Source organism: Grimontia marina (assembly GCF_900060185.1).
Classification (GTDB): Bacteria; Pseudomonadota; Gammaproteobacteria; order Enterobacterales; family Vibrionaceae; genus Enterovibrio; species Enterovibrio marinus.
The window spans coordinates 1-9780 of the sequence record NZ_FIZY01000094.1 but is presented as its reverse complement, the minus strand read 5'-3'; the positions used below and the strand labels follow the sequence as shown (position 1 = coordinate 9780).

Below are 9780 nucleotides of genomic sequence, written 5' to 3'. Positions count from 1 at the left end.
AATCGCCCGTCACCATTTGTGTTTCTTTTACTTGGTCGAAGATTCGGGCACTTTGATTTGGGTTATTCGCCTCTGGCGTGGAAAAACCGAACTCCTGTTTGAGCTGACGTTTGACAGGGACGATCTCGACCGAATCGATGCCGACAGGTAGTTTGAAATGCAGACCGGGTAACACAGTATGTACGTATTCCCCAAACCGTTGAATGACGCCAACTGAATCGCTGGGCACCGTATATATAGCGCTTTTTATTAGTAACGCCACAAGTAAAATAACAATAATAATGAAAAAGTTAGACGGGCTTCCACCTGGAAGTATTTTTTTAAAATCTCGAATGTTTTTAATTATTTCACCGAGATTGGGAGGCGACTTATTACCACCCCAAGGGTTATTGGACAATTGATTGTTGTTAGGCATTTTTTGACCCTCCGTTCAGTAACTTGAATCAGTGCTGTTAGCCTAAAGACCATATGTTGGTGTGTGTTAAGCGTAAACCTTCGTAATGTAAGGTGATGTCATGGCAGAAAGGAGAGCAGCATAATCCAGAGAAAATGCCACCTCTTCTCCCACGCTCAAGGAATTATCGGCGGTTTCTACAATAAGATGGTCACTGCTGGCATCTTGTAGCTTGATTCCTTTTGGCGGTGTGAGCCCTTGTGGGTAAACATCTTGTCGGCCAATGGCGAGTATTGCCTGATTGACCTCTCCGCGATCATGATATTTTTTGTATTCGCCAAAGGCATTTTTGCGTATTTCTCCCCAAGGTAGAGAGGGTTTTCGATTCACCTCAATGACTTCGGCATAGAGTGTGAAAACATCCTCATGCAGATCCATCATCCTTGTTTGCGTGAGCGTTTCTTTTCCAAGGAAGATAGCTTCTCCAAGCCTCAAGTGATTAACCCGACTGGCTTTATGCTCACCCGTTGCCCAAAGAAGATTCGCTGAGTTTCCGCCCGAAATGACAGGGAGTGAAACAGACAAAATGGTTTCCAAGGCCTTTACCAACTCAGACAGGCGCGACATTTTTTCTTTATCTGGCGAAACGCCATGGCGACACATTAAATTTGCGCCGATCCCTTCAAGCGTAATATTGGGCTGGCTCAGGGTATATCTCATCACCTTTTCCAGCAGATTGGGCATGACCCCTTCGCGTAAGTCCCCCAATTCAACCATGATGATCACGCCATGGGATCGCCTTGTCCTTTCTGCCGCCAGCGACAAGGCATGTATCACCGCTATCTCCGTATTCACGCTAATTTCACAGTGTTCGACGACCCGCTCGACCTGACTTAACATTGGCGTACGGGTAAGCAGAATGGGCACATGAATATCTGCTTTACGCATTCTTTCAATATTATCGATGCGGGAATCCGCCAACATAGTTGCCCCAGCTTCGATAAATAGCTTTGCCAAATTGGGGTCCCCTTGAGTCACCTTCATCACAGGGGTGGCTGATATGCCAAGCTGAGAGAGTCTTCCCATTAAGCGTTGCGCGTTGTGCTTGAGTTTTCTGCAATCTATCTCCAATCTAGGCGATATCATGGCGTGATACTTGGAAGCTGTTTATTTAGCGCAGGAAAGGTATTGAAGACCATCTGGCATAAACGCTCAGCAGGCAGAGAGAGAGCATCGGTTACAGGCAGTTCAAACTCCTTGTTGTACTCCTTGACCGTTTCTGCGATGTCATGCGAACTCATTCCTTCATGATTAAGCGTGATACCCAGAACTGGAACGTTACCAAAACCGTTAATGAGATCTATTTCAGAGCGAACAGAAGGCATCGGCATGTTTTCAAAGTCAGTTCGGTGAAGTCTTTTAGGAGCGTGCTGTAAAATCACGCCATGCGGCGCGCAACCACGAAGAATGGCAGCACTCGTGGTAAAGGCGGGATGACTCAGTGCACCTTGCCCTTCTATGATAATGACGTCAGGTTGCTCGGTTTCATAAGCACCCACAATAAGTGATTCAAGCTCACCTGCGCAAAATTGCGAGGGTACAGCATCCATAACAACAGCGTAGCGTGCACCTTGCATGACACCGGTTTGTCCCGTTGCAATGAGCACGACATTCAGGCCGCGCTCGCGCAACGCATTGGCTAAGACAGTCGCTGTGGTGCGTTTGCCGATCGCGCAGTCGGTGCCAGCCACAAGGATTCGATGGCAGAAAACCTGGTGAATAATTCCGCTAAATGTTTGTAAATCATTTTTCGAATGAGGTTTTCGAATGTCAAGAATAGTGACGTTGAGAGTGGCTGAAGAAGAAATGAAAACAGGGTCATCATTTAGAAATTCATGCAATCCGTTCACAATATTCATCCCCAGTCGCATTGCATCAAGGATCAGTGATTTTTCAGACTCAGAGTACAGGCCATTTGAAGGCGCTAAACCAAAGATGAAGTAATCCGGGATACCACCGGCTTTTTCAATTGAATCCATCAAGCTGGCACAAACAGGAATGCCGTTGTACTCACCGTCAAGAACATAGCCAGCATCTAAGCCCGACTTCTCACTATCGATGACAGAAAGAATACGAAAGCTTGGGGAGTGCCGAACAAGGCCATTTGCAGTTTTTCCATCAATTTCTCCAAAGTTCGCTTCGCAGTAAACAATGGCCGTTGGTAAAGGATCGAGACCAGATTGGAGGAAGTGTAGTTTGGGAAACTGTTTAACCAATTGAACGTCAAGCGTCTCAATCTCTTTGAATGGTAATGTAGACATAGTGAAACCTAATGAGGTTTAGGCTTAGGGGGCGACGAGTGCAGCCGAGGCGTCATTTCGGGAGGGTACAAGAGGTCCCCACTAAGCAATGGGGGGAATGTAGACAATAGCACATTTATCTAGGTGATGTAGACTTTGAGTAATAAAAGCTGCAATGTCTTATTTTTGATGTGGTGTTGAAATATTGAGCACTACGCCCAGAACCAAATAAAAAATCTGGCAAACTAACAGGGACACTCACTCTAAGAAAGCAACCAAAGACCCGAGTCCCCACAGCGTGGTAAACACGATATTCAGTCGCCAGTGTTCGAAAATCTAACCTTAGTTCTCAGTCTGGATGACGCTCGTTACGATTTATCTAGATTTCAAGCAACAAAAACATCAGGCTCAGGCCTGATTGACAGAAAATGGTAGAAAAAGAGGGATCAACTGTCAGGCAGGCGCAGACCCGATGCCCTTTGACGCTGAAGAAGCGGAAGGGCTGCTTTGATGGACGTTTCGGAACCAACCATATTTCCAACCTCTATGTTTGACGCTGTTTTTAACCACAAAGCTGGTTCAATGCCAAGGCGCTCCAGTAATGGCGGTAGCGTGTCAGAAATATGGCCTCTTTTATCATCACGCACTTGCCTGCCCGTCCAGTCAACCAACTCCAGATAATCGATTAAACGAAAGGGAATGCCGTCAGGCATGTCTTTTCGCGGGTACCCCGCAAAAACAAGCAGTCCTTCAGCATGGGTATGGTCGCTATGCAGGGCTTCTATCCGGGCTTTAACTGATGTGTGGTCAGAGGATTCGGGCGAGTCTGTCATGCCTGCCCTTATGGGGTTGAGATCAACATAGGCCATCGCCGCAGCCAAGGCTTTTTCATCGAGCAAAGCTTGGCTTTTAAAACGCCCTTCCCAGAAGTGTCCCGTACACTGGTCTTCACGATTCGCTTCAGTGGCAATATGTTGATTCAGCAGGCGCATAAACCAACTGATAGAGCTCAGTCGTTCTCGCCAAGTGTCTATGATTTCAAAGCAACGTTCGGTTTCGGCTTCTGACAGTGCTTCCCCCTTCTATAAAGCGCTGTATCAGTACTGGGCCTTGATGGAACGTTAACCAACGTTCTGCAACGTCAATGGGGGCCAATGCATTCCCGCTATCCGTGTTGATGTGTAACACAACGTGATAGTGATTACTCATAATGGCGTAAGCACACACATCGATACAGAATACCTGGGCTAACTCCAAGAGCCGCTCTTCTATCCAAGCCCGTCGGTGCTCGAAATTTTTCCCCTGTTCGTTGTCATAGCCGCAAAGAAAAGAACGACGAACACAGCGAGAAATGCAGTGATAGTATGGAGTGGCATCGACATTTATCTGAGCGGTGCGAGCTTTGGTCATTGCGGATAAGAGAATAGGACTAAAGAATGAACGTACAGTATCTTAGCCAACACACTATTGCATGTTGAGTGAGTGGGTTTGAAGAATAGCGCACTGATGTATGAAATTGATAAATGGGTCTTTTTCTAAAAGTGTTTTTCTAAAAGTGACTGTCCCAAGTTTTTCTATAGCAGCGTCATGAATATCTGAATTACTAGTCAACCAAGGAAAAAACATCAAAAATCTAATCTCTTCTCTAGCAATCTATAAAGGACTGCCTGCAAATATTTACTTTTTGGCTTTAGCTCGAATGATTTTAGGAATGGGGAATTTTATCATTCCTTTTCTTGTGCTGTTGTTAACCGAGAAGTTTGGGTTTTCAGTCACAGTGGCAGGCTCACTAGCAATGCTGGTTACTGCAACATACCTTGCAGGTAGTTTCTTAGGCGGGAAGCTCTCTGATAATTTTGGACACAAACAAACAATGGTCGTTGGTGAGCTTTGTGGTGCAGTTTTACTCATAACATGTGGCTTTGTAACTGATACTGGCTTCTTGGTCCCGATACTTTTGTTTTTCGCCTACTTCTTTATAGGCATTGCGCTGCCTGCTAGCAACGCTTTAGTCGCTGATTTATCTAATACTGATAATCGTGATGCTGTAATGTCGCTAAGTTACCTTACTTACAATTTGGGTTCTGCTATTGGACCTGTCATAGCAGGCTACTTATTCTGGAATTACACGCAATGGATATTCTGGGGCAACGGTTTTGCTGCTTTGCTTGGTGTTCTCATTATTTGGCAATTTGTAAACAGCACGCGAAATTACGAACGAAATACATCTAATGAACTTGAGAAACCTGCTGACGGTTCTGTATGGCGCATTCTTTCTGAAAGACCGAGACTGATTGTGTTTACATTACTGTGTGGGGTTCTTTGGTTCGCCCTTAACCAAATGACTATGGCTAGTCCACTATTCTTAAGTCACATGTTTTCTGAGCAAGGTCCGATTATCTTTGGTCAATTAATGACGTACGCCTGTATAGTTGTCGTTATTGTTACACCATTATTAATGAAAGCTACATCTCAGAAAACAGAGCTTGTCAGCTTAGCCTATGCAGGGCTACTTTTTGCTAGTGGATATGCCCTAATTATGGCTTTTCCTACTATTCCAGTTCATTTCTTTGCTTGGTTTTTCTTAGCCGCAGGTGAGGTACTGTTACTAACCAAAGAAGGTGTATATTTAGCAAACAATTCACCATCAAGTCACCGAGGTCGCATTCAGGGTGTCTTAGTGACTCTAAGAAGTCTACTTGTTATGCCTAGCTTTATTGTTGTCGGTTATCTGATAGATAGTTTTGGATATAACTTTACTTGGTTTAGTATCATTGCTTGTGCCTTGCTAGCATCTATCGGCTTCTATTTGATGATTCAGAGTAACCGAAAAAGCAGTAGGGCTTTGGCGTGATAAATTCGTAACAAATAAGAATAAGTGTCGCGCAGCCGACACTTTATTTGGGGGTTGAACAAGCCCATCCTTTATTAAGTAAATTGCTCGGATGCGTACAAGAAGGCAGGTCGCCCATCTCAGAATGACAGGTGATCGCCGCCATAGTTTTAGTTATCCGAATTTGACGGTTTAGTGCACCAACCCTAACTCGAAACTGTCCAAAATTCAGCTAGCCAATATCCTACACACCTGCAATCGGCTATAGCCGATTGCCCATGCTGACAACGCCTTTTCCCCAATCATGCGCTTGAACTTTAGAACTTGCCAGCTTGGTAATTTCCTTCGGAGTTAAAGTTTGGCTGAGTGCTGCAGGCTATCAGGGCAAGACTGGTCAACATCAACAAGCCAAACTTCATGGTTTTTCCGTATCAAAAAGACTGGCACTTATTACGCCAGAACAACGGGTTAATTGAGGAAACTCAAGCAGAGATATCAATCTGTTTGTGTTCATTAACAACCCAGCTCTCAATCATTGAGGCGAACATTTGCGGTTGATCTGCCCATGAAAAGTGACCTGCTTCGGGGAGAATATGTAGTTTACTATTCGGTAATGCTGCATGGATACGTTCTGCATTACTGACATCAAATAGCACATCTAATTCCCCCCAAAATACTAATGTTGGGATCTGAATTTCACTTAGACGTGCCGCAATGGCTTCTGACTTTGCGTAAAAATCTTTAAACCAATGTATGACTTCAGGCGCCCTACCCGCATAGGATTTCTTATAGTCGTCAATTTCAACAGCGCTGGCTTGATGCCGCACAGCACCAATCTTGGCAGAATAAGCAATCAGTGGACCAGCACCTAGCAGTGCGCTAGTGGCTCGCATGAAACCAAACTTAGCCAGCATATCGATCATAAAACCAAGCTCTACTGGGTTGGGGTTACCGATACTGTGGCCTATCACCATACTGGTTAATCTGTGTTCGTGGTCGAGCACATAACTAAGGGCAGAGGCCATTCCTACATCAGGAGCGACGAGGTGAATGTCGTTCAGTTCAAGAGCGTCAAAGATTGCAGCAAGGTGATTTCCTTGTGCGGTTGGCGTCATATCATGACGATCACCTTCAGAGCCACCAAAACCGGGCAAATCTATTGCGATGACTCTGAAATTGGCAGTGAGCGATTCCCAAGAACCATCAAAATTGAGGATACTAGCCGGAAATGGGCTGAGCAGAACAACTTTTGGTGCATCAACGGGACCTGCTTCTGCCAAGCGAATTTTTCGCCCAGCAATAGTTCGTATTTCCAGCGGTATATTGACAACAGGGTTTTCAAACGATTGCGCTCTCTTTTGAGCAGCTTTCACTTTAGGCCATTCCGGAGAGACCAGCAGCAGTGAGGCAGCGTTGAGCTTATCAAACAGATTTAGTTTCTTCATTTCTCATCCTTGAGTAATTTGGTCTGCACCATGAATCTTGAGCGCAGTGTTAAGCACCTTTTCTTTATTTCAAGCTATTCATAAGACGCTAAAAGTTTAATTGCCTAATCTTCTGATTGTCCACATTCTATCTCCAACACTACCCCACCCTATCAACAAAAAAGCGCTCGTAGGGAGTAGCGAATAGATACCCGTTTAATTGGGTGTTGAACTACATCGTTTTATTATTCAGGTGCCGGTTCAAGAAAGCTATCATTGCTCTCTTGAACCTTTACCTTGTCTTAAAGATAAGCATTTGCGGTAAAAGCCCCCTCCCAACGATTCTATTCAAGCTTGCCACCTTATGTGTGGAATAGTGATATCGCTAGAGAGTCTCCATTTTATATTCACCCTATTTCACTGCTATCGACCGCTCAATGATAGGCTTCAGAAAACCATCACCTTGATCCCCAGCAATGCACACTTACGACAATTTTTGCTGTTAATTCTCATAAGAACGCAAATACCCGTGGTGTGTATCGGTTATATACAGGAGGCGAAATGCCGATTTTCAAGCTCATTGCAGTGGTGCTTTTGGGATTCTTCACGAATACAGTACTTGCCAATGAAAGTACAAGAGAGGTCACTATTAGCGAAGGAACGATAAAGGGAACTCACCTACAGCCCGAATCTCCCCAACATGACACCGTCGTGTTAATTATATCTGGCTCTGGGCCTACAGACAGAGACGGAAACAATCCGGCGATGACAAACAACTCACTCAAGTTTTTGGCTGAGGAGCTTTCACACCTTGGTATATCCTCGCTTAGATACGACAAAAGAGGCGTAGGGGAAAGTGCCACTGTTGACGAGAGCGAATTAACATTCGATACCTACATCAATGATGCTGTGAATTGGGTTAATTTCCTCAGAAATGAGCTGAACTATAAAAAAGTCATTGTCGCTGGGCACAGCGAGGGCTCTTTGATTGGCATGTTGGTGTCACAACGTGCTGATGTTGATAAGTTCATTTCGATCGCTGGAGCCGGAAGCCGAGTAGACCACGTTATTCGAGAGCAGTTGAAACAACATCCAAAGACTGTTCAAGATGAGTCTGACCGTATTTTAAAAATCTTATTGCAAGGAAAGCTGGTTGAAGACGTTCCGGATTTCTTGGAGCCACTCTTTCGTTTGAGTGTTCAGCCCTACATGATCTCTTGGTTGAACTATGACCCCACCACAGAGATTAGCAAGCTTGAGATACCAACCCTTATCTTACAAGGGACTACCGATCTTCAAGTCAACTTGAAAGAAGCGCAAAAACTAAAACTAGCGAGCAAAAACGCACACACAGTGGTGATTAATGATATGAACCACATTCTTAAAACCGCACCAATGGACAAAGCGGCTAACTTCGGAACCTATAACGATCCCACACTTCCGGTCAGCAAAGAGCTTGTTGAAAGTATTTCAAGCTTTATCAATGACACCGAATAGATCGACTCTACATCTTCTAACAAAAAAAGCCGCTCGTAGGGAGCGGCGAATAGATACCCGTTTGATTGGGTGTTGAATTACATCGTTTTTATAATGCTAGCTCTGACGTCAGGAAGGCGATCATTTCGTCTTCCGTATTCATCGTTTTCAGGGTGTTTCTGAAGTTCTCGTGGATCAGTTTTCGGGCAAGACCGGAGAAGATGCGCATGTGCTGGTCGCCCTGGTTTTTGTTAAGGGTCAGCATGATCACAAACTCTACTTCGCCGTCTTCTTCATCGCTCCAACGCACCGGTTTATTCAGGCGGGCAATGGAAATCGACGAATGAACAATGTTGTCTGACTTGGTGTGCGGAATCGCAAAGCCATTACCCAGACCCGTAGTGAAAACTTCTTCACGCGCCCAGATATCAGCTTCCAATTCTCCCACCAAATTGGTGCGGCCTTGAATACCAAGGTTGCCCACTAGCGTTTGAATGGCTTCTTCCTTAGAGTTGAAATCGCAATCCAACAGCACACATTCGGTGGCTAGTAGCGGCTTGTCTTCCTGTGAGCGGCTGAACGCTTCCAGCAAATGCTCAACTTCTTCGATAGTCGCGCAGTTACAAGCCTGCACAAATAGCTCACGGCAAAGCTGGGCATCCAGTTGGCTCAATTGCGCCTTGGTGGTCGCAATGCTTGGCGCTGCCATGCTGAGCTCGTCCAATCCAGCACCCACCAACAGTGGCAACACCTTCTTGTTAGCGCCTAATTCGCCACACAAGCCCACCCATTTGTTGTGCGCGTGCGCGCCACTGATCACAAATTCCAGCAGACGCAGGAAAGACGGTGCCAAGCTGTTATAGAGCTTCGCGACGTTGTCGTTGTCACGGTCAACCGCAAGCAGGTATTGGGTCATGTCATTGGAACCAATGCTGAAGAAATCTACTTCCTTGCAGAACTGATCCATGATGAAAGCGACAGACGGAATTTCGACCATGATGCCAAGTTGCATATTTCGGAGCATTCCGATCAGTCATTTCGGGATTATCCGATCACCCATTTCGGTTTAAACCGATCACTGATTCCGCGATTATCCGATCACTTTTAGCCTCACTCCGAAATCGGCGATCGGAATAGCGGAAACCGCGATCGGAATGCCCGAAATCCTCCATTTTTCTCTTTTAAATCAATCGCTCGCTATCCTTACCCTTCTCACAGTGATGGTAAGGACGCGGCAATGGCAAAAAAGAGAACCCCTATGAACAAAATCAAAGAGGTGTTACGCCTCAAATTCGACTGCGGCCTGTCGCATCGCAACATCGCGCTCTGCCTCAATCTTGGTGTTGCCACCGT

The 9780-nt window shown here is 45.4% G+C and carries 6 protein-coding genes and 2 pseudogenes; 2 read left to right on the top strand and 6 right to left on the bottom strand.

Annotated elements, in window-relative coordinates; translation table 11 throughout:
• From GMA8713_RS24535 to GMA8713_RS24520, 4 genes and pseudogenes are all read right to left on the bottom strand, one after another.
• Positions 1-415: SPFH domain-containing protein (locus GMA8713_RS24535; RefSeq protein ID WP_269747466.1), on the bottom strand; the 415-nt coding region annotated here is incomplete at its 3' end.
• A gap of 66 nt (positions 416-481) precedes the next feature.
• Positions 482-1540, bottom strand: coding sequence for an alanine/ornithine racemase family PLP-dependent enzyme (locus tag GMA8713_RS24530; RefSeq protein WP_062715165.1), 1059 nt, complete (start codon positions 1538-1540; stop codon positions 482-484).
• Positions 1537-2715 (bottom strand): N-acetyltransferase DgcN family protein, encoded by a 1179-nt coding sequence (locus GMA8713_RS24525; protein ID WP_062715163.1) that lies wholly within the window; start codon positions 2713-2715, stop codon positions 1537-1539. Before GMA8713_RS24525 ends, GMA8713_RS24530 begins: the two co-directional genes overlap by 4 nt.
• Positions 2716-3140: 425 nt before the next feature.
• Positions 3141-4104, bottom strand: a pseudogene (locus GMA8713_RS24520) (transposase).
• A gap of 241 nt (positions 4105-4345) precedes the next feature.
• On the opposite strand from GMA8713_RS24520, the gene GMA8713_RS24515 reads away from it, so the two are divergent.
• On the top strand, positions 4346-5548 hold the full coding sequence (locus GMA8713_RS24515; protein WP_339385757.1) for an MFS transporter: 1203 nt from the start codon (positions 4346-4348) through the stop codon (positions 5546-5548).
• Between the two features lie 461 nt (positions 5549-6009).
• Here the strand turns inward: GMA8713_RS24515 and GMA8713_RS24510 are convergent, their stop codons facing one another.
• Entirely contained in the window at positions 6010-6972 is a 963-nt protein-coding gene (locus GMA8713_RS24510; protein WP_062715159.1) for an alpha/beta fold hydrolase, read from the bottom strand.
• Positions 6973-7512: 540 nt separating this feature from the next.
• Here GMA8713_RS24510 and GMA8713_RS24505 point away from each other — a divergent pair.
• Complete coding sequence (locus GMA8713_RS24505; RefSeq protein ID WP_062715157.1) at positions 7513-8448, top strand: alpha/beta hydrolase; 936 nt, start codon at positions 7513-7515, stop codon at positions 8446-8448.
• Positions 8449-8536: 88 nt separating this feature from the next.
• Here the strand turns inward: GMA8713_RS24505 and GMA8713_RS24500 are convergent.
• Positions 8537-9436, bottom strand: a pseudogene (locus tag GMA8713_RS24500) (PTS sugar transporter subunit IIA); the annotation flags it as partial.
• Between the last annotated feature and the right edge of the window lie 344 nt (positions 9437-9780).